Below are 21,137 nucleotides of genomic sequence, written 5' to 3'. Positions count from 1 at the left end.
AAAGATGTTTGAAAACAATGCCCTGAATCGCTTCGTTGAGAATGCGATTCAGGGAGAAGCCTTTTTGGCGCATTGCCAATCGGGATCAGCCTTGCTAACGCTGGAAACAGGAAACGGTTTCGCTATAAAAGGCGGATGAAAAGGGAACGCGGTGAGGCCATCTGGCCAATTCTGCGACTGCCCCCGCAACTGTAACCGGAGAGTTATCTTCCATAATCGCTGAGGCGATTAAGCCACTGAGTGCAGACGCATTCGGGAAGGCGGAAGAACAGCGGCGACCCGGAAGTCAGGAGACCTGCCGTATCTGGTCACCTAGTTTCGACACGGGGCGTGTCGGGGCGCGGCTTTCCGTAGCGGTGACATTGAACAAATGTTGCCGCCGGAACGAGAAACAGGTTTCCCCCTTATTTCTTCGACCTGCGGTCAGGCGACGCTGCCTTGCAGGAGAAGATACAGGTGCATATTTCAAAATTATCCATTTTGCTGGCTGCGGCTTTTGCGGCTGCAAATCCGCTCGCCGCTTCGGCCCAAACCGCCAGCGCCACGGACGATGCCGGCGCAGGCGTTGTTCTCGACACGGTCGTCGTCACGCCGCTTCGCCGCGCGACTTCGCTGCAACGATCCACATCGTCGGTGACGGTGATCGACAAGGCCGAAATCGAGCGCTCGGCAGCACCTGATCTGCAATCGCTGCTGAAAACCTATAGTGGCGTTTCGATCAAGACGAATGGCGGGCAGGGGTCCAAATCCGACATTTATCTGCGTGGCATGTCGTCCAAGCAGACGGTTGTGCTGGTCAATGGCGTGCGCACCGCATCGGCGACGGACGGCACCACGGCGCTGGCCAATATTCCGCTGACCTCCATCGAGCGCATCGAGATCGCCAAGGGCGGTCATTCCGCCCAATATGGCGCGGATGCCATGGGCGGGGTCATCAACATCATCACCAAGCAGGGCGGGGCCTGTGGCGAGCGTTCATGGTGCGGCAGCCTGACCACAGGCGTCACCCACCCCTGGGGCGGCTATGCATCCGGCTCGATACAGGGACAAAGCGCTGCGGGTGTTGATTATGCCTTTGGCGCGGCGATAACCGGCACGCAGGGCTATGATTTCACCAGCCCTGATACGTTTGGGCACGAGCCGGATCGGGACGGCTTCCTGCAAGGCTCGTTCAACTTCTCGCTTGGAAAAGACTTCGACTGGGGCAGGCTCTATGCGGACGGGCTTTTGAGCCGGGGCCGCAACCAGTATGATTCCGAATATCCTTCCGCCAATCAGGCTTACAACACCGCGTTTGCGGGAAAAATCGGCACGCGGATCGATCACACGGATGACTGGTCGTCAAAAATTGAATTAAGCACCGGCGTCGACAGCAGCCGCAATTTCCGCAAGGGCGTGTCCGGTTCAGACCGGTATGAAACCAAGCGCTATGGCGTCTTCGCGTCCACCGAGAAGAATTTCGAGACGGGTAAGGCAAAGCACGTTGTGACCGGCGGTGTAGAAGCCTATCGCGAGACCATCGATTCCACCGTCGACTATGATGAGACGGGACGCAATCTCGCGGCAGTGTTCGGACAATATTCTCTGGAATATGAAGCACTGCGCGTGGATGGCGGCGTGCGTTATGACCACAACCAGCAATTCGGCGACATCACGACTTATAATATCGGCGCGAGCTATGAGATTGTTCCCGATCTCGTTGTGCGGTCCTCTTATGCGACCGGCTTTCGCGCACCGACATTCAACGAGCTTTATTATCCCGGTTTCGCCAATCCCGATCTGGAACCGGAAAAGTCGCACTCCTACGAAGTGGGGCTGAACTGGCAGATTTCGGCAGCAACCAGCCTTGATCTTGCGCTTTATCGCAACGAACTGCGCGATGCGATCATAAGTACTGCGCCTTCCTATCTGCCCTATAATGTGGCGCGTGCGCAGATTACAGGCTTTGAGGCGACGCTGGGCCATCGCTTCAATGACCAGTGGGGTGTGAAGGGGGTGCTGGACTTCAAGCGTCCCATCGATGAAGAAAACGACACCGATCTTGCCTATCGCGAACGTTTCAAGGCAACCGCCGAAGTGAACTATACGCCGTTTGAGGGGCTCGACCTGACGGGTCGCGTCTTCTATGGCGGCTCGCGCTATGCCGATGCCGCGAATACACAGAAGCTCGGCAGCTATGTGACCGCCGATTTCGTGGCGCTCTATGCCATCGACAAGCAGTCCCAGCTCAAGTTTTCGGTCGAGAACATCTTTGACAAGGACTATCAGACAACCTCCGGCTATATTGCGCCGGGCCGTACCTTCAATATCGGCCTGACGCGGAATTTCTGAGGTTTTTTCGACGGATGATGAGAGCGACGATCCTTGGCAGAAACTGGTTTCTGGCGCTGGCAGCCACGGTTTCGGTCGCTCTTTCGTCTGCCGAGGCAGCACCGCCGCAGCGCGTGGTGTCGATCAATGTTTGCACCGATCAGCTGGCGATACTTCTGGCTGCGCCGGGGCAGTTGCAGTCGGTTTCTCATCTGTCGCGCGATCCGCAGCTTTCCGTGCTGGCCGGGCAGGCGGCGCAACTGCCGGTCAATCAGGCGCAGGCGGAAGAGGTTTTCCTCATGAAGCCGGATCTGGTGCTTGCGGGCACGTTTTCATCGCAGGTGACGGTCGATCTCCTGCGCAGGCTTGGCCTGCGCGTGGAACAGTTTGCACCCGCCCGCTCCTTTGACGATATCGAAACACATCTGCGGCGTATGGGTGCGTTGCTGGGGCGCGAAGAGCAGGCGGATGCGCAGATCGCTTCCATGCGGGCAGGGCTTTCGGCAATTGAAAAGCCGCAACATCGCAAGACTGTGGCGCTTTATTTCGCCAATAGTTACACCTCCGGGCGCGGCACGCTGATTGACGAGGCGGTCAAACTGGCAGGGCTGGACAATATTGCCGACCGGGCTGGCGTCAACGGTCCTGCGGCGCTGCCTCTGGAAATGCTGGTGATGGAAAAGCCCGATATGCTGATCCTCAGTGCGAATGAGCGTGCACCGGCGCTCGCATTTCAAAACTTCCAGCATCCGGCCTTGCGCGCAATAGAACGCGAGGCAAAAGCAATGACGCTTCCTGATAATCTGACCGTTTGCGGCGGGCCGTTCAGTGTTGAAGCCGTGGCAAGACTAAGCGAGGCGGCGCGTGACTGAAAACGCTCGTTTCGTTCTTTTGCTTGCAGTCCTTGCCTTGCTGGTTGCGGTTCTCTTCGCATGGTCACTGCTGACCGGGCCAGCCAATATCAGTATGAGTGACAGTCTCCGGGCGCTGTTCAGCGGCGAGGGCGATGCCATCGTGCTGGTCATGCGCGAAATCCGTCTGCCGCGCGCCTTGCTGGCGCTGCTGATCGGAGTATCGCTCGGCCTGTCAGGGGCGGCACTTCAAGGCTATCTGCGAAACCCGCTGGCAGAACCGGGGTTGCTTGGCGTCAGTGCTTCCGCTTCGTTTGGCGCCGTCATCGCCATCTACACGGGGCTGTCTCTGTTATTTCCCTTGGCTTTGCCATTGCTGGCGCTGGCCGGTGCATTCGCGTCGGTTTTTCTCGTCAAGCTTCTGGCTGGGCGCAATGCCGGAACGCTGGCGGTCATTCTGGCCGGTGTTGCGGTGACCAGCCTTGCTGGTGCGCTGACTGCTCTGGCGTTGAACCTGTCGCCCAATCCCTTCGCAGCCATGGAAATCGTTTTCTGGATGCTCGGCTCATTGGCGGACCGTTCGATGACTCATGTGATGCTGGTGGTTCCGTTCATCCTCGTTGGCTGGATCATGCTGCTGTCGCTTGGGCGGGCGCTCGATAGCCTGACGCTCGGTGCCGATGCCGCAGCAAGCATGGGCGTCAGTCTGGCGCGTGTGCAACTTCTGGCCGTTCTCGGCACGGCACTTTGTGTCGGCGCGTCAACAGCAGTGGCAGGTGCTATCGGGTTCGTTGGCCTTGTCGTGCCGCATTTGCTGCGGCCGCTGGTTGGCGCGCGACCGTCGCGGCTGCTTGTCGCGAGTAGCTTGGGCGGCGCTGCTTTGCTGCTTGCTGCCGATGTTCTGGTGCGGGTCGCCATGCCTGGAAGGGAACTGAAGCTTGGCGTTGTGACGGCCCTGATCGGCGCGCCATTCTTCCTGTGGCTGGTGTTCAAATATCGAAGGCAACTCGTATGACGGCGCTCTCGGTCCAAAATATCAGCGTGTCGCTGGGTGGGAAAACCGTGCTGGATCGGGTTGGCTTCGATGCGGAGGCGGGCGAGTTCATCGGTCTCATCGGTCCGAATGGCGCGGGCAAAACCACGCTTTTGAAAGCAATGCTCGGCCTTGTCCGCGCAGGTGGCGCAGTTTCGCTGGATGGCCGAGCGATCGGTAGTCTCAATGCGCGCAATAAAGCCGCGGCGATTGCCTATCTGCCGCAGGAGCGCGATGTGGCCTGGCCCGTTTCCTCCCATATGCTGGTGTCATTGGGACGTTCTGCGCTGAAACCAAGCTTTGCTTCACTGGATGCTGCTGATGAAGCGCTGATCCGCTCGGCGATGCAACGCATGGATGTTGAGGCTTTCTGCGAGCGCCCGGCCAATGCGCTTTCCGGCGGCGAACTGGCGCGGGTGCTGATCGCGCGTGTTCTGGCGCAGGATACGCCGCTCATTCTCGCCGATGAGCCTGTGGCCGGGCTTGATCCGTCGCATCAACTGGCCCTGATGGAAAATTTTGCAGCCCTTGCGCATGAAGGCCGGACGGTGATCGCGTCACTGCATGAGCTGAGCCTCGCGGCACAATATTGCACGCGGCTGATCATTCTCGATAACGGGTGTCTTGCGGCAGATGGTCCGCCGCAGGATGTGCTGACGCCGGAGCGGCTACGACAGATTTATGGGATCGAGGCACATATCCTGCACCTCGACGGCCAGTTCATCGTGCAGCCGAAATCCCGTGCTTAAACATTGCGCCACTGCCTTTCGCGTGCTGAAGCGTAGATCGTTTCCAGTGTCTTTTGCACTTCATAGCCTTCGCGGAAATCGGCATGGCCGGTATTGTGACCCGCAATGGCCAGCAGGAAGTCGCGCACTTCGATAGTCTTGAGGTCGTTGAACCCGATCTGGTGCCCAGCCGCCACGCAGAACGACCCATAAGGTTCGTGATCAGGACCGGCAAAGATCTTGCGAAAACCCTGCTGTCCCTTTTTGTCGGCATAGAGAAACAGGTCCAGCTCGTTGAAGCGCTCCTGCGAGAAGAAGATCGCGCCTTTCGAGCCGGAGATTTCAAAGTCGTGCTGCATTTTGCGCCCGCTGGCGATCCAGCTTGCTTCCAGTGTCCCGGTCGCCCCATTGGCAAAGCTGACCATGGCGTGACAGACATCATCCACTTCAACCGGTTTGTTCTGTGAGGGATTGGCACTGTCCGGGCGCTCGCGAATGGCGGTGACAGTCTTGCCCATGACTTCGGCAACCGGCCCGACCAGATAACGCGCGGCGGCGATGATATGACTGCCAATATCGGCAAGAGCGCCGCCACCGCCTGCCGGGTCCAGTCGCCACGTCCATGGGATGCGCGCATCGGCCATGAAATCTTCCGCATGGATGCCACGAAAGTTTCGAACCTCTCCAATTTCACCGCTGTCTATAATGTCTTTCGCCAGCCTGATCATCGGGTTCTTGAGATAATTAAATCCAACGGCTGTCTGGATGCCTTTCTTCTCTGCCGCCAGCGTCATCTCCAGACAGTCGGCTGCGCTGGGGGCGAGAGGCTTTTCGCAATAGACATGCTTGCCCGCATCAATCGCCGCCAAGGCCATTTCTTTGTGAAAGCGGTTGGGAGTGGTGATATCGATGAGATTGATTGCCGGATCAGCAATCAGGTCGCGCCAGTTGCCGGTCGCGTGGGCAAAGCCCAGCTGTTTTGCAGCTTTCTGTGCCGTTGTTTCATCAATATCGGCCAGCGTGTGCAGCTCGACCTGCACGGGCAGATCGAAGATGCGATTGACGTTGGCAAGTGCCAGCGCATGGGTCTTACCCATAAAGCCGGACCCGATCAGACCTGTAACGACTGCCATGCCTTCCTCCCAAGCGCTGACATTGTACATGCTGGCAAAGCCGCACCTGCAATACACATCGTCCAGCCGGAAAATATGCATTTCAGGGAGAGCTTATGCGATTGACATGAGCTAGCAGAAATGGAATTATAATTCCACGAGAATTTTCTAATGATTGTTTCATTCTATTGAGTAGCCGAAATCGGTTTATGTTGCGGGTCATGGCTTGGAGGAAGTCACCGCGAAAATACCGGCAAGGCTGAAAAATCGAGAAAACCGGCGGGGAGCGTCGGGCAATGGGAGGAGTGAACATGAAATCTCTTTTGAAATCGGCAGTTGCTGGCGTGGCCCTCATGGCGGCGTCATTCGCTGCGCATGCGGCTGACATCAACATTGTTGTCGTCAGCCATGGTCAGGCATCGGATCCGTTCTGGTCCGTGGTGAAGAATGGTGTAGCGGAAGCTGCCAAGGATACGGGCGCCAAGGTTGACTATCGTGCGCCGGAAACCTTCGACATGGTGCAGATGGCGCAGCTTATCGATGCGGCCATCAACCAGAAGCCGCAGGGCATTGTCGTATCGATCCCGGATGCAGATGCGCTCGGGCCGTCGATCCAGCGTGCTGTTGCGGCGGGTATTCCGGTTATCTCGATGAATTCCGGTTCCGACGCTTCCAAAAAGCTCGGTGCACTGCTGCATGTCGGTCAGGATGAGGCCGATGCGGGCAAAGCTGCCGGTGAAGCCTTGAAAAAGGCTGGCGGCAAAAAGGGCATCTGCGTCAATCAGGAAGTGGGCAATGTCTCGCTTGATCAGCGTTGCGCCGGTTTCAAGGAAGGCTTCGGTGACGTAACCGTTCTGCCGACCTCGACCGATCCGGCTGAAAACGAAGCCAAGGTGCGTGCAGCGCTCGCTTCGGATACGACGATTGATACGATCCTGACGCTCAATGCCACGCTTGCCGGTGAACCTGCAGTGAAGGCGGCTGGCGAAAGCGGGCGCAGCGGCATTCATGTCGCAACCTTCGATATGTCTCCGGGTTTCCTTGAGGCAGTCGAGAACGGCAAGGCAGACTTTGCCATCGACCAGCAGCAGTTTCTGCAAGGCTATCTGCCGGTCTCGTTCCTTGCCCTCAATGCTAAATACGGCCTGATGCCCGGCGGCAATGTGCCTTCCGGTCCGAACCTGATTACCAAGGATAAGGCCAAGCAGGTTGTGGAGTTGTCCGCCAAGGGCATCCGCTAGAACCGGCAATATTTCGGCTCTGGCGGCCTGCAAATGGCACTGTTTTGGGGATTTATGCGCATGATCTTGTCTGAAAAGTCTAAAACTTTTCAGGATCATGCGTATCCGCTGCTCATGTACCCAAAAGTACACTGCGCTCCGGTTCTCAAACTGCACCATTTTCGGCTCGCCAGAACCAAAATCTCCTCCGGTTCTAAATAGCTTATTGTAGCACCCGCCCATTGCGATGGGCGGGAACGGGTGGTCGCACCCGAAGCTCGACGGCTGCGCATGGCGCAGCTGCGAGACGGCTTCAGGAGAAAATCATGAGTGAACCAATGTCCGAACCGAAGCCCGCGACGATTGCGGAGCAACGAGACGAACGGCTGAAAACGGCAAGTCCGATCCAGCGGCTCTTGAGCCGACCTGAACTTGGTGCCGTTTCCGGGCTTATTCTCATCACGGCTTTCTTCCTGACCACAGCCAATCCGGCAATGTTCACGGCTGCGGGCATCATGAATTTCATGGCGCCCGCGTCGCAGCTCGGTATTCTCGCAGTTGCCGCCGCGCTTTTGATGATCGGTGGAGAGTTTGATCTTTCCATCGGCTCGATGGTGGCCTTTGCGGGTCTGATTTTTGCCGCAGCACTCGTCGTCTGGCAGGTGCCGCTTGTCGTGGCGATTATTCTCACTCTCGTCTTTGCGGCGCTGGTCGGCGTGATCAATGCCCAGATCGTCATCAGGACGGGGTTGCCGTCCTTTATCGTGACGCTGGCTTTTCTGTTTATTCTGCGAGGCCTGTCGCTGGTCGGCCTCAAGTGGGCAACTGGCGGCGCAACGCAGCTTCGCGGCGTCAAGGAAGCTGTCGGCAACAGCATGATTGCCGGTTTGTTTTCCGGCGATGCGTTTCAGGGGCTGTTCGCCTGGATGGCCGAGCGCGACCTGATCGCTAAATTTCCCAATGGCGAACCAACCGTAAAAGGCGTTCCGGTCGAGGTACTATGGTTCGCCGGTGTGGCGCTGATCGCCACCTATGTTCTGGTGCGCACCCGCTTTGGCAACTGGATTTTCGCAGCGGGTGGCGATGCTTTGGCGGCGCGCAATTCCGGTGTTCCGGTGCGCCGCGTCAAGACCACACTCTTCATGTGCACGGCCATGGCCGCAGCGCTGGTCGCGATCCTCACCGTGCTTGATGCCGGATCGACCGATGCACGGCGCGGCTTCCAGAAAGAGTTTGAAGCCATCATCGCGGCTGTCATTGGCGGGTGCCTGCTGACGGGCGGTTACGGCTCGGCCATCGGTGCATTCTTTGGCGCCATCATTTTCGGCATGGTGCTGATCGGCCTGACCTACACGCAGATCGATCAGGACTGGTATCTCGTCTTCCTCGGCGGAATGCTGCTGATCGCCGTTCTCTTCAATAATTTCATTCGCAAGCGCGCCACGGGCGAGCGCTGAGCCGGGAGGTTGCCATGACAATGACAACGACGACGCCGACGATTGAAATCCGTAATCTTGTCAAACATTTCGGACCGGTTATTGCGCTGAATGGCGTCTCGCTGAGCGTCGAGCCAGGACAGGTTCATTGCCTGCTCGGCGATAATGGCGCGGGCAAATCGACACTCATCAAGACCTTATCCGGTGTGCATAAGCCGACCAGCGGCGACTTCTTTGTCGAAGGCAAACAGGTTGTGTTTAACAGCCCGCGCGATGCGCTCGACCATGGTATCGCGACGGTCTATCAGGATCTGGCGATGATCCCGCTCATGTCGGTGATGCGCAACTTCTTTCTGGGTCGCGAACCGACCAAGGGGATCGGGCCGCTGCGCTGGTTCGACACGCAGTTCGCCGAGGATGTGACCCGCGAGGAAATGCGCCGGATCGGCATTGACGTGCGCGATCCGCAGCAGGCCGTCGGCACACTGTCCGGTGGCGAGCGACAATGCGTGGCCATTGCCCGTGCGGTTTATTTCGGGGCGAAGATACTGATCCTCGACGAGCCGACCTCCGCGCTTGGCGTCCGCCAGACGGCAATGGTGCTCAAATACATCAATCAGGTGCGCGCTAGAGGGTTGGGCGTGATTTTCATCACCCACAATGTCCGCCATGCCCATGCGGTGGGCGACAAGTTCACCGTACTCAATCGCGGCGTGACACTGGGCACCCGCACCAAGAGCGAAGTCGATATGGATGAATTGCAAAGCCTGATGGCTGGCGGTCAGGAATTGTCCGACCTGTCAGCCGAGCTGGGCGGTAGAGTTTGATCGGGTTTCGGAGATGGCGATGAGCGAGCAGTTGAAAGGCAAGGTTGCTGTCATCACTGGCAGCACGCAAGGATTGGGTGCGGCCACGGCTAAGCTGTTTGCTGAGCGTGGAGCCGCCGGTCTGGTGATTTGCGGACGGTCCGTAGAAAAGGGGCGGGCGCAGGTTGATCTGCTTGAGGCAATCGGCACGCGCGCGGTCTTTGTTCAGGCCGATCTGGAGAAAGTCGATGATTGCAGAAAGATCATCGCTGAAGCTGATCGTGCATTCGGGCGTCTCGATATTCTGGTCAATGCGGCCGGGCTGACCGACCGTGGAACCATTCTGGATACCTCGCCAGAACTTTTCGACCGGCTGTTTGCAGTGAATACCAGAGCGCCTTTCTTTCTCATTCAGGAAGCCATCAAGCTTTTCCGTCGCGATGCGGTGGAGGGGGCTATCGTCAACATATCCTCCATGTCATCAATGGGCGGCCAGCCTTTCATCGCGGCTTATTGCGCGTCCAAGGGCGCAGTCGACACGCTGACCCGTAACGTTGCCTATTCGGTCCTGCGCAATCGCATCCGCGTCAATTGCCTGAATATCGGCTGGATGGCGTCGGACGGCGAGGACCGTATCCAGCGCGAGTTTCATGACGCGCCCGCCCACTGGCTTGATGACGCCGCCAAGGCACAGCCCTTCGGGCGCTTGATCGACCCTACGGAAGTTGCGCGCGCAATTGCGTTTCTTGCTTCGGAAGAATCGGGGCTGATGACCGGAGCCATCGTCAATTTCGACCAGTCGATCTGGGGCGCTTATGATGGTTCGCCGCACCCGCAAGCGCCGCTCTGATGTGAATTACTGTGGCGTTTCTAGCGCGATCTACCAAAAAACTATGGATTTAATTGGGGGTATGCCGAAAAATCAGGCAACAACTGCCGTTCCTGCTTGCGCATACAATTACAGGTAGTTAGACGATGCTCTAAACCGTTGTTTTAGCCGTGTTTCTGCAAACCACGACTTTTCGTCTGGTTGCACGATCCCAAGGCGATAGCGGCTGACACAACTACCGTTTCAATTGCGCTGAAAGGACGAATATCGTGGAGCAGGCAAAGAACGGGACCGGCAAGGGTGGACGCAAGGCGCTTTGGGCAGCCGTTGCGGTCATCGCGATAGCTGCCGCTGGTCTGACCGGATACAAGATCACGCTTCAGAACACCATCACGTCACAACTGGAAAAGCGCGGCGGCAAGGCTGCCTCCGTTGAAGCCGATTTCTTCGGGCGCATTCATCTGCGCGACGTGACGATGCCGCTCAAGAACGGCTCTGAAGTGCGCATCGGCTCGATTGAAGGTCGTCCGAAATTTCTGTTCCTGACGGGTATGCTTGATGCGACAGACATCAACACGCAGGTCGCCAATTACAAGATCTCCATTCCGAATGTGAAGATCGACGATGCGAATTTCGATATTTCGACATTGCGCGAAACCTTTGGCAACAGCCAGCTGACCGTGCCTGAGCGCGTTGGCCGGTTCTCGGCCAAGAGCGTCGTCGCGCCGGAAATCAATCTGGTTCAGACCATTGCGGGCAACGAGCAGAAAGTCTCCTACAAGGACGTGAAGCTCGAAGACATCAAGCAAGGTCACGTCGCCCGTTTTTCCGCTGCAGGCACGACGTTTGAATTTGCGTTTGAAGTGCCCAAGGAAGAAGGCGAACCAGTCCGCGACCAGATGCAAGGCTCGATGGGCCTGACCGAAGGCAAGGACATTGACGCCGTTTATCTGGCCCGTCTCTACACGGATAAAGCCGGACCGGACGATAAGGGCGCCAAGCCGGTCTATGGTCCGTTCTCGGCCAAGAATATCGTCATGAAGAGCCGTGAAGTGAATTTCAGCTATGACGAGATTCGCAGCAATGGCTTCAGCATGCGCATGCCAGCCGAGCCGCTGCTGGACATGGTTCAGCAGATCGAGGCGGTTAAAAACCCGGAAGATCTGACGCCAGCCGAACAGCGTGAATTCTTCCTGCGCCTGCTGTCGATTGTGGATACGATCGGCAAGGGCGATATGGAGTTGCTGGGCCTCAAGATCGAGCCTTCCGACACCACCAAGGGCAAGGGCGATATCGCACAGATCTCGATTGCCTTCGACAACAGCAAGGTGGACGCTACCGTCAAGGGTATCAACATCGGTGATGGCACGGATCACGTGAAGGTCGATGAAGCTTCCATGCAGGGCTTTTCCTGGGCTCCGACCGCCGAAGCTTTGAAGAAGCTTGCCGCGCTCAGCGATGAAGAAGCGGAAAACTTCCCCTTTACAACGCTGCTGCCTGAATTCGGCACCATGCGTATCGCAGGCGTTGACGCCGATCTGCCTTATGAGCCGGAAGTCGTCAATGAAATGACCGGCAACGACGAAACCACAGACGACGCGGGCGATCAGGAAGCCGTCGATGCGGGGGGCGATGCGGCTGGCGATAATGCCGCAGTCGCTACGGATGATCAGGGTGTCGATATTGCGGGTGCTCCGCAGGATTCGACAGAAGAGCCTGCGACCGAAGGTGAAGATGCTCAGCCGGAAGCGACTGAAGAAACACAGCCAGAACCTGCTGAGGAAGCCAAGGCTCCGACGGTTCCGGAGCGCATCAAGTTCTCTTTGAAGAACTACGAAGTCGCGCTCAACAAGCCGCAGAACGGTATCCCGACCGATATTCGCGTTACCTATGAGGACATGACGCTTCCGGTGCCGCAATCCGGCAATGACGAGATTTACGACCAGTTGCGCAAGCTTGGCTATGACAAGGTGACAATCTCGTCCAACATGGCGATGAACTGGGATGAACCGAACCAGAACCTCGTCATTTCGGATATTTCCGTCAGCGGCAAGGATATGGGCAGCGTTTCGGTCAATGGCCTGATGGGCGGTTTCACCAAGGAGTTCTTCTCGGGCGACAAGGTGATGACGCAGGTTGCGGCTCTTGGCCTCAAGGCACGCGAAGTGAAGGTGAAGGTTGAGGAAAAGGGTCTGATCGCCAAGGCGCTTAAGCTCTATGCGGAAGAAAACGACATGACGGAAGATGAAGTGCGCAGCACCTTCTCCATGATCGCCGCCGCATTCCTGCAGGAACTGGCAACGGATCAGCCGAAGCTTCAGGACGCGGTAACCGCATTCTCCACCTTCCTCGCCAAGCCGAATATTTTCGAGCTGACGGTCACATCGAAGGCGGAGAAGGGCATTGGCGCGCTGGAGATGATCTCTGCGTCTCAGGACCCTCTGTCGCTGCTGGACAAGGTGAATATCGAAGCCAAGGCCGAGTAAGCCATCTTTCGATAATGATTGAGACAAACGCCGGCTGCATCGCAGCCGGCGTTTGCATATGGGCAGCCGTTTGAATAGATTTTCGCATCGAAGATGCCTCAAATCTGGAATCAGACACTATGCTGAAAAACATCAACCCTTTGCTGACCGGTTCGCTCCTCTCCATTCTCGCAGATATGGGGCATGGCGACGATCTTGTGATCGTGGACGCAAACTATCCGGCGCAAGCCTCGGGCGTGCCAGTGCTTGATTTCCCGGGCATCAGTGCAACCGCCATGGCTGAAGCGGTCTTGTCGGTGCTGCCGCTTGATGATTTTGTCGACAAGCCTGCTGCGGTCATGAAGGCGCCGAATGAGACACCAGCCATTTATGGCGAGTTTGAAGCGGTCATTGCTGTGGCCGAGGGGCGAAAGATTGCCGTTGATCCGTTGGAGCGATTTGCGTTCTACGACCGCGCCACGGAAGCATTCGCCGTGATTCGCACTGGTGAGCGGCGGCTTTATGGCAATATCATCCTCAAAAAGGGCGTGATCCGCTCCTGATCGTCCAAGGCGAACTAATAAAAAGCCCGGGCCATTGCGCCCGGGCTTTTGTTTCAGGTGTTATTCCTGAGGCTTTTCTTTCTGGTCCTTCATTGGACCCTTATGGTCGCCACCCTTGTGGTGCTGTCCCATACCGTGACGGCCATGATTTGGGCCCATGCCTTGACGGCCCATATGGGCGGCACGCATTTCCTTGCGGTCGAGCACGCCGTCATCGTTTCGGTCCAGCGCGGCGAATTCCTTCTTGCGCTGGTTTTCGATGTTCGACAGGGTGATCTTGCCGTCACCCTTCACGTCGAGACGACGTTCCAGACGATCAGCCTCGCGCTTCACGATACGCTTGAGCGCCAGAGCTTCAATTTCATCGCGAGATAGGACGCCGTCGCCATTGGTGTCGGCAGCCTTAAGCTCTTCCATGCGGGAGAACTTCTCCAGATCAATTGGTCCGCGCTTGGTCTTGACGTCATTATCCTGTGTAGCAGCCGCTTCCGTTGCCGGCTTTGGTGTATTCGCATTGCTGCTTTCCTGTGCCAATACAGGTCCAGCAAGCATAGTAGATGCGATTACAGCGAGAATTGCGGTTCTATATTTCATGGTTGTTTGACTCCATTACTCTTTACAGGGGCGCCGTCAATTGGCGTGCCAGTAATGTGTTTCTTTTTAGATGAACCGCATATGAATATGCCAATTAATTATATGTAATGAATTTGTAATGTGCCCGCAGTTTTGGTGCGACTACCCCCGGCGCTGTGTGGGTGACAGGGCAATTCTGCCAATCCGAGAATCACGGCAGAGCCCGGTGCAACGCGCGTGCATTCAAGCGTGCAGATTGGGTGCGCGATGATATCCAGACGGGAAGGGGAAACGAGTATTTTTTGATGCGATCTCGCGATCACTTCGGCCCCGGTCGTTACGGGGTCAATCAGCGGAAGCGTTTGTTTTCAGAAGAGAAAATGGTGGGTGATGTAGGGATCGAACCTACGACCCGCTGATTAAGAGTCAGCTGCTCTACCAACTGAGCTAATCACCCACTCGCTTTGCCGAGGCAGCGGCCCCGGTGAAGTGAGCGGGTGTATACCGGTCGATTTTCCAGCTGTCTACCCTCCAATCGAAATTTTTCGAAAAAAACTTACATCTTTGTTCAAAACCCCTGAAACGCTGGGTTTTGAGAAATCCGGCTTTGCATCTTTGTCGGGAATTTCGTTCCCATTTACGCAAAAGTTGTGATCGTGCTGGCGAATCCTGAAGAATCGAATGCAAAAGATTCTTGATTTGATTCATTTTTTTGCGCTTCGAGCGTTGTAAGCGCGCATGGCCGACTCCATATTCGCGAAATACTGGATTCGTGCTTGCGGATATATCCGTGTGAGAGGCGAAGCAGTTTAGGCTTGGGGGCGTAGGTTCACGCTTCAAATGTCGCAGCCATGTCATCATTTTTTGATGCTTGTCTGAGAAGTTAGAGCATATAAATGTCTTGATCACCGGGTAATCAAATCTCGATCACGAACCCGTGTTGATCATTTGGCATTAAAATCCGAGCAAGGCGCGTCATGCACCGGGTAGCCTTTGCAGAGAAAACCGAGGCGGGTAAATCGCTTCAAGATCCGGTTCGCGGCATTTGAGGAAAGCATGGAAAGCATTATCAGCAATCTCGGGCATTTCATTTCCGATCATCGGGTATGGGCCGGCCCTATTGTTGGTGTCATTGCGTTCGGCGAATCTCTCGCGATTATCGGGATGTTCATTCCAGCTACCCCGATCATGATTGCCATTGGCGGCCTTGTTGGCGCCGGCATCATCGAGCCGCTGCCCGTCATCATCGGCGCCATCATCGGCGCGGTGATTGGCGATATCATCTCCTATTTCCTCGGCTGGTGGCTGGGCCGCAACATTATTCACAAATGGCCATTGAACAAGCATCGCAGCGGTGTGGCGCGTGCGCGCCTGCTGTTCCGTCGCTATGGCTTTTCCGCTGTCTTCCTTGGTCGCTTTTTCGGGCCGGTGCGCTGCACGGTGCCGATGGTCGCCGGTATGATGTCGATGGACCAGACACGCTTCCAGACCGCAAACGTGCTGTCCGCGCTGGTTTGGGCTCCGCTGATGTTCCTTCCTGGCTGGCTGGCCGGGCGTGGCGCAGGTATCTTTGCCAAGATGGATAGCGATCACATGTTCTGGTTCGCCATCGGCATTACAGTGCTGACGCTGATCTTCACCGTTATCGGTGTTCGCTTCTTCAAGGCGCGCCCGCCGCGCCGCGAGCGTAAATCGCGGCGAGTACAGGTTTCTCCTGCCGAGTAACGGCCGAATAAGGGAATAAGGCGGACGCTCTTGCCTGATCGGTGATCGTCTGCATAATAAGGCAACGCTGGCAGTTGTTTGTTTGATTTAGGCCGCCAGACTGCTGAGTATATTGCGAACAACAATCGTATGTTTCGTATAGCAATTGGTGCCCGCGGTCGGCGATAAAGCCGATACAGCGCCCTACAAAAGGTTCATCGCGCTTAATGCCCGACGACAGTTCTGACGATTCGTCTTACCGAAGTACCGGTTCCCTCGCGGGAACCTGTTGCTTTCTAGGCTCAAAGCCTGCCTCCGCCGCCTGTGGATTTTTTCGGCTGGATCGCAATTTCGCGTTCCGGCCTGAAAACATTTGCGACGGTTTCTCTGAATTCCATTCTTTCTGACCCGCCTGGGGTGCTGTCTTTTTGATTCAAGACGGCGCTCTAAGCATCTGTTTATTCTCACATCTCCCCCGAAAATAGTCTTCCGGGATGTGCTTTAAAGGAGCCGACATATCATGGACTGGTCCATGGACTGGATTGCCGACCCCAATGCCTGGATAGGTTTGGTGACATTGGTGGTGCTTGAGATCGTTCTCGGCATCGACAATCTCGTCTTTATCGCCATTCTGGCCGATAAGCTGCCGCCGCATCAGCGTAACCGCGCGCGCGTTATCGGCCTTGCCCTTGCGCTTCTCATGCGCCTTGTCCTGCTTGCCTCGATCTCGTGGATCGTGACGCTGCGCGAACCTTTGATCGAAGTGATGGATATGTCGTTCTCCGGACGCGATATCATCATGCTGATCGGCGGTCTGTTCCTGCTGGCCAAGGGCACGATGGAACTGCATGAACGCCTGGAAGGCGCTCACGGCGCGAAAAGCTCACGCGTGGTCCATGCCGTGTTCTGGCAGGTCATTGTCCAGATTGTCGTCCTTGACGCGGTTTTCTCGCTCGACAGCGTGATCACGGCTGTCGGTATGGTTCAGCACCTGCCCGTGATGATGATCGCCGTCATTATCGCAATCGGCGTCATGATGCTGGCTTCCAAGCCGCTGATGGACTTCGTCAACAAGCATCCGACGGTGGTTATCCTCTGCCTTGGCTTCCTGATGATGATCGGTTTCAGCCTGGTGGTGGAAGGCTTTGGCTTCCATATTCCGAAGGGCTATCTCTACGCGGCTATCGGCTTCTCGGTGCTTATCGAAGCGGCCAATCAGATGTCGCGCCGCAATCGTGAAAAGCTGGTCACGACCAACGATCTGCGCGAGCGGACGGCAGGCGCGGTTCTGCGCCTGCTTGGCGGCGGACGTGGCGAGAACCCGCTTTCGGATACGGTTGACGTGATTGCGCAGCAGACCGCCGCCAATGACGTCTTCCTTCCCGAAGAAAAGGAAATGATCCGCGGTGTTCTGGATCTGGCGGATCGCCCGGTGCGCTCGATCATGTCGCCGCGCAATGAAGTCGAGTGGCTCGATATCGATGAAAGCGAAGAGGAATTGCACGAAGCGATTCGCAAGCTTTCGCATTCGCGCGTTGTGGTTGCCCGCCGTCAGGTCGATGAGTTTGTCGGCGTGGCTTCGGTCCGCGATCTGTTGCTCGACATGACCGACAAGAAGTCTATCAACTGGGATCAGGTCGTCAAGCAGCCGCTCGTTGTGCATGAAAGCGCCAATGTGCTGCGTGTGATGGAACAGCTGCGTGTGTCGCCGGTCCAGCTCGCTGTCGTGGTCGATGAGCACGGCTCATTCGAAGGTGTTGTCACGCCGACGGACGTTCTTGAAGCCATCGCTGGCGAATTCCCTGATGAGGACGAAGAAGCATCTGTCGCCGAATCGGACGGGCAGGGCGGATACATCGTCGATGGCTTTGTCGATATTCGTCGCCTGAGCGGTCTTCTGGAACGCGATCTGGTGGATGATAGCGACCGTTATACGACGCTGGCCGGCTATGTGCTCTGGCATCTTGGCCATCTGCCGCTTGGGGGCGAAAGCTTCACTGCGGACGGCTTCGAGTTCAGGATTGACGCCATGAAGGGGCGCAATGTGGACAAGGTCCATATCAAGCCCGTCAACGACTACGAGGTCTAAAGCGGTATGATTTTGCGGGCGGCGGCCTGTCGCTCGCAAAATATTTCATCCTGTTAACTCCGATAAAATGAGTAGGTTATTGACTTCTGCGTAGAAGCCTTCAAAATTAACACATCGTTCATTGTTGCGGCGAAAGCGTGTCTGGAAACAGGATGTGCTTTGAGGCGACGATGTAGAGATGGGGACGCGATAACGCGGACAGGAGGCCTGGTTTGATGCGAAACTTGCAGGTGCTGACCACCGGATTGAAAAACGCCTTCTTGGGCATTCCCGCGTTTTTGGCGCAGCCGTGGCGGGAAATGAAATTGAGCGCTGAGGAAATCGCAGCGCGTCGACGCAGCCGGCTTGAGCGCAGTGAGCATAATTTTCTGTGGTGCTGGCAGCATCGCGGTTTCTGGTAAGGTTTTACGCAGAAAAAAATCGGGGCCGGAGGCGAAATTCTCCGGCCTTTTTGTTTTCTCATTTCTGATTTAGGATGTTCCGAGGAATATTTTTCTATATCGCGAATGCCGCTTGGGCACATGTTCCAAGGAGTTGCTCGAAAGTAGTTTATTCATTTAAATCAATGATTTAGGTTGATTTTGAACCACCATTCGATAGGTTTTCTTTCCAAGTTCAATCGTCTGTATGAACGCTTTGCAGGTGCAGGGCGGTGGGGATGTGTCTAATGCGGAAAATTTTTCTCTATGCGGCTGTGGCGCTCGGACTGGGTGCAGCACCGGTCAAGGCTGAAGAGCCGAAGGAAATCCTGAACGTTTCCTATGATATCGCTCGCGAACTTTACGAGCAGGTCAACAAGGCGTTCATCGCGGACTGGAAGGCGAAGACCGGCGAAGAGTTGACCGTCAACCAGTCACATGCCGGTTCTTCCAAACAGGCCCGCTCTATTCTCGAAGGCCTTGAAGCCGATGTGGTGACCTTCAATCAGGTGACCGACGTGCAGGTGCTGCACGACAAGGGCAATCTGATCCCGGCTGATTGGCAGAAGCGTCTGCCGAACAATTCGTCGCCTTATTATTCCTTCCCGGCATTTCTGGTGCGCGCGGGCAACCCGAAGAACATCAAGAACTGGGATGATCTCGCCCGCGACGATGTGAAGGTTGTCTTCCCGAATCCGAAGACCTCGGGCAATGCGCGCTATACCTATCTGGCGGCGACGGCCTATGCGAAGGAAGCGTTTAATAACGACGACGCCAAGGTGCGCGAATTCGTCGGCAAGATCTTCAAGAATGTGCCGGTCTTCGACACCGGCGGTCGCGGCGCAACGACTACCTTTGCGGAACGCGGTATCGGCGACGTGCTGGTCACCTTCGAGGCAGAAACCCGTGGCACGCAGAAGCAGCTGGGCGCAGACAAATATGACGTCGTCGTTCCGCAGGTCAGCCTGTTGGCCGAGTTCCCGGTCACGGTCGTCGACAAGGTCGTGGACAAGCGCGGCTCGCGCAAGATCGCTGAAGCCTATCTGAACTATCTTTATGCACCGGAAGGTCAGGAGATTCTCGCTCAGAACTTCAACCGCGTGCATGACAAGGCGGTCATCGAAAAGCACAAGGATATCTATCCGGATGTGCGTCTCGTGACGGTCGAAGATGTGTTCGGCGGTTGGGACAAGTTGCAGAAAGAGCATTTTGCCGAAGGCGGCGTGCTTGATCAGCTCTTCACCAAGAAGTAAGCGATCATTTAGCCAGTCCGAAGGAGCGTGCGGCGACGTGCGCTCCTGCCGTTATATGGAATAATTCAGTGTCGCTTCTCAGCATGAAACGCAATTCGGTACTGCCGGGGTTCGGTCTGACCCTCGGCTGTACGCTGTTTTATCTGACGGTCATCGTGGCTTTGCCATTGCTCGCCATGATCATGAAAACAGCGAGCCTCGGCTGGAGCGATTTCTGGTCCATCGTCACCTCTGACCGTGCACTGGCCACCTATCGCATCACGCTCGGCACAGCTGCACTTGCGACCGTATTCAACGGTCTGTTCGGCCTGCTGCTGGCATGGGTGTTGGCGCGGTATGAGTTTCCCGGCAAGCGCCTGATGGATGCTGCAGTCGACCTGCCTTTCGCGCTGCCGACGGCGATTGCCGGTCTCGCACTGGTGACGGTCTTTGCGCAGAACGGCTGGTTCGGCCAGTTTCTGGAACCGCTCGGCATCAAGGTCGCCTATGCGCCGCTCGGTATTTCCGTCGCCATGGCTTTTACGAGTATTCCCTTCGTCATCCGCACGGTGCAGCCCGTGCTGGAAGATATGAATGCCGATGTGGAAGAGGCCGCGCGCAGCCTCGGCGCGAAGCCCTGGCAGATTTTCGCCTATATCGTCTGGCCGACGATTTTCCCGGCCTTTCTCGCGGGCGCATCGCTGTCCTTTGCACGCAGCCTCGGCGAGTTCGGCTCCATCGTTTTCATTTCCGGCAATCTGCCGTTTGAGACAGAAGTGACATCGCTTCTGATCTTCATCCGGCTTGACGAATATGATTATCCGGCCGCAGCAGCGCTGGCCTTCGTCATGCTGGCCGCGGCATTTCTGATGCTGCTCATCACCAATCTCATTCAGGCAAGGCAGCTTCGTTATGCAGAGCGCTAATCTGGCACGCAACGCGCCGGGGCCGGTTCGCAGCCTGTTGATCTGGCTGGCCGCCGTCTTGTCGGTCTTGTGCATCGGTGTGCCGCTGGCGATCATCTTCACCTATGCATTCAGCAAGGGCGTGGGCGCGTTCTTCGGTGAAATCCTCAAACCCGATACGCTGCATGCGATCTGGCTGACGGTGCTGGTCGCAATCGTGGTTGTGCCGATCAATATGGCGTTCGGCGTCTGTGTCGCGTGGCTGGTGACGAAGTTTCGTTTTCCGGGGCGCAGGCTGCTGATTACCTTTGTCGAGATTCCCTTCTCGATCTCGCCGATTGTCGCGGGCGTGACCTATCTCTTCCTCTATGGCTCGCAGGGCCTGCTCGGGCCGCTGCTCGAAAGCTATGATCTCAAGATCATGTTCACGGTCCCGGCGATTTTTCTGGTCAGCCTGTTCGTCACGTCGCCCTTTGTGGCACGCGAATTGATCCCGCTGATGGAAGTGCAGGGCAGCGATGAAGAAGAAGCGGCGATGACGCTCGGCGCCAATGGCTGGCAGACATTCTTCTATGTCACGCTGCCCAATATCAAATGGGCGCTGCTTTACGGTGCCGTTTTGTGTAATGCGCGTGTGATGGGCGAGTTTGGAGCGACATCTGTCGTGTCCGGGGCCATTCGTGGTAAGACGAACACCTTGCCGTTGCAGGTGGAGCTTCTGTTCAACGATTATAATGTCGCCGGAGCCTTCGCTGCGGCTTCCACACTCGCATTGATTGCTCTTCTGACGCTGGTGCTGAAATTCCTGCTGGAACGCAAGCAGCACGTTTAACGCCGTGCGCCCGGAAGGTCACACGGCGTT

The 21,137-nt window shown here is 56.6% G+C and carries 18 protein-coding genes, 1 tRNA gene and 1 riboswitch; of the genes, 16 read left to right on the top strand and 3 right to left on the bottom strand.

What is annotated here, in order from left to right; genetic code table 11:
• The first annotated feature begins 97 nt into the window (after window positions 1-97).
• Window positions 98-317: riboswitch (cobalamin riboswitch) on the top strand.
• A 139-nt stretch (window positions 318-456) separates the two neighbouring features.
• Genes FGI60_RS17715 through FGI60_RS17700 form a run of 4 tightly spaced genes read left to right on the top strand, consistent with a single transcriptional unit; the run spans window position 457 to window position 4,943 of the window.
• Entirely contained in the window at window positions 457-2,331 is a 1,875-nt protein-coding gene (locus FGI60_RS17715) for a TonB-dependent receptor domain-containing protein (RefSeq protein WP_138786328.1), read from the top strand.
• A 14-nt stretch (window positions 2,332-2,345) separates the two neighbouring features.
• Window positions 2,346-3,182: an ABC transporter substrate-binding protein gene (locus tag FGI60_RS17710; protein ID WP_138786327.1), complete on the top strand. Its 837-nt coding sequence runs from the start codon at window positions 2,346-2,348 to the stop codon at window positions 3,180-3,182.
• Entirely contained in the window at window positions 3,175-4,176 is a 1,002-nt protein-coding gene (locus FGI60_RS17705; RefSeq protein WP_138786326.1) for a FecCD family ABC transporter permease, read from the top strand. Before FGI60_RS17710 ends, FGI60_RS17705 begins: the two co-directional genes overlap by 8 nt.
• Window positions 4,173-4,943, top strand: coding sequence for an ABC transporter ATP-binding protein (locus FGI60_RS17700; RefSeq protein WP_138786325.1), 771 nt, complete (start codon window positions 4,173-4,175; stop codon window positions 4,941-4,943). The genes FGI60_RS17705 and FGI60_RS17700 overlap by 4 nt, the downstream gene beginning before the upstream one ends.
• Here the strand turns inward: FGI60_RS17700 and FGI60_RS17695 are convergent.
• On the bottom strand, window positions 4,940-6,055 hold the full coding sequence (locus FGI60_RS17695; RefSeq protein ID WP_138786324.1) for a Gfo/Idh/MocA family protein: 1,116 nt from the start codon (window positions 6,053-6,055) through the stop codon (window positions 4,940-4,942). The genes FGI60_RS17700 and FGI60_RS17695 overlap by 4 nt on opposite strands.
• Window positions 6,056-6,345: 290 nt before the next feature.
• Between FGI60_RS17695 and FGI60_RS17690 the strand changes: the two genes are divergently transcribed.
• From FGI60_RS17690 to FGI60_RS17665, 6 genes are all read left to right on the top strand, one after another.
• Window positions 6,346-7,275, top strand: a complete 930-nt coding sequence (locus FGI60_RS17690) for a sugar ABC transporter substrate-binding protein (protein WP_078339347.1) — start codon at window positions 6,346-6,348, stop codon at window positions 7,273-7,275.
• Window positions 7,276-7,580: 305 nt separating this feature from the next.
• Entirely contained in the window at window positions 7,581-8,711 is a 1,131-nt protein-coding gene (locus FGI60_RS17685) for an ABC transporter permease (RefSeq protein WP_138786323.1), read from the top strand.
• A gap of 20 nt (window positions 8,712-8,731) precedes the next feature.
• Entirely contained in the window at window positions 8,732-9,517 is a 786-nt protein-coding gene (locus tag FGI60_RS17680) for an ATP-binding cassette domain-containing protein (RefSeq protein WP_171058801.1), read from the top strand.
• A 19-nt stretch (window positions 9,518-9,536) separates the two neighbouring features.
• Complete coding sequence (locus FGI60_RS17675) at window positions 9,537-10,346, top strand: SDR family oxidoreductase (protein ID WP_138786321.1); 810 nt, start codon at window positions 9,537-9,539, stop codon at window positions 10,344-10,346.
• A 248-nt stretch (window positions 10,347-10,594) separates the two neighbouring features.
• The gene (locus FGI60_RS17670) at window positions 10,595-12,811 is read left to right on the top strand and encodes a prolipoprotein diacylglyceryl transferase (RefSeq protein ID WP_138786320.1); all 2,217 of its coding nucleotides are present in this window, start codon (window positions 10,595-10,597) and stop codon (window positions 12,809-12,811) included.
• Window positions 12,812-12,930: 119 nt separating this feature from the next.
• Window positions 12,931-13,353, top strand: coding sequence for an RbsD/FucU family protein (locus FGI60_RS17665; protein WP_138786319.1), 423 nt, complete (start codon window positions 12,931-12,933; stop codon window positions 13,351-13,353).
• A 60-nt stretch (window positions 13,354-13,413) separates the two neighbouring features.
• On the opposite strand, the gene FGI60_RS17660 is transcribed toward FGI60_RS17665, so the two are convergent.
• Both FGI60_RS17660 and FGI60_RS17655 read right to left on the bottom strand, forming a co-directional pair.
• A complete protein-coding gene (locus FGI60_RS17660) occupies window positions 13,414-13,947 on the bottom strand; it encodes an EF-hand domain-containing protein (protein ID WP_138786318.1) in 534 nt (177 codons plus the stop codon).
• A 360-nt stretch (window positions 13,948-14,307) separates the two neighbouring features.
• Window positions 14,308-14,383: transfer RNA gene (locus tag FGI60_RS17655), tRNA-Lys, on the bottom strand.
• A gap of 599 nt (window positions 14,384-14,982) precedes the next feature.
• Between FGI60_RS17655 and FGI60_RS17645 the strand changes: the two genes are divergently transcribed.
• The 6 genes from FGI60_RS17645 to cysW all read left to right on the top strand — a co-directional run bounded on the left by FGI60_RS17645 (window position 14,983) and on the right by cysW (window position 21,107).
• Window positions 14,983-15,651: a DedA family protein gene (locus tag FGI60_RS17645; RefSeq protein ID WP_078339340.1), complete on the top strand. Its 669-nt coding sequence runs from the start codon at window positions 14,983-14,985 to the stop codon at window positions 15,649-15,651.
• 499 nt (window positions 15,652-16,150) lie between these two features.
• A complete protein-coding gene (locus FGI60_RS17640; RefSeq protein WP_113533809.1) occupies window positions 16,151-17,719 on the top strand; it encodes a TerC family protein in 1,569 nt (522 codons plus the stop codon).
• Between the two features lie 215 nt (window positions 17,720-17,934).
• The gene (locus tag FGI60_RS17635) at window positions 17,935-18,120 is read left to right on the top strand and encodes a hypothetical protein (protein ID WP_078339338.1); all 186 of its coding nucleotides are present in this window, start codon (window positions 17,935-17,937) and stop codon (window positions 18,118-18,120) included.
• Between the two features lie 266 nt (window positions 18,121-18,386).
• Window positions 18,387-19,391: a sulfate ABC transporter substrate-binding protein gene (locus FGI60_RS17630; protein WP_078339337.1), complete on the top strand. Its 1,005-nt coding sequence runs from the start codon at window positions 18,387-18,389 to the stop codon at window positions 19,389-19,391.
• An 83-nt stretch (window positions 19,392-19,474) separates the two neighbouring features.
• A complete protein-coding gene (cysT, locus tag FGI60_RS17625; RefSeq protein ID WP_138786387.1) occupies window positions 19,475-20,296 on the top strand; it encodes a sulfate ABC transporter permease subunit CysT in 822 nt (273 codons plus the stop codon).
• Window positions 20,283-21,107 carry a sulfate ABC transporter permease subunit CysW gene (cysW, locus tag FGI60_RS17620; RefSeq protein ID WP_078339336.1) on the top strand — a complete coding sequence of 275 codons (825 nt, stop codon included), beginning with the start codon at window positions 20,283-20,285 and terminating at the stop codon, window positions 21,105-21,107. Before cysT ends, cysW begins: the two co-directional genes overlap by 14 nt.
• Window positions 21,108-21,137: the final 30 nt, after the last annotated feature.

Source organism: Brucella haematophila (genome assembly GCF_005938105.1).
In the GTDB taxonomy this organism is placed as follows: domain Bacteria; phylum Pseudomonadota; class Alphaproteobacteria; order Rhizobiales; family Rhizobiaceae; genus Brucella; species Brucella haematophila.
The sequence above is the reverse complement of the archived record's forward strand: the minus strand, read 5'-3'. Positions and strand labels throughout refer to the sequence as shown.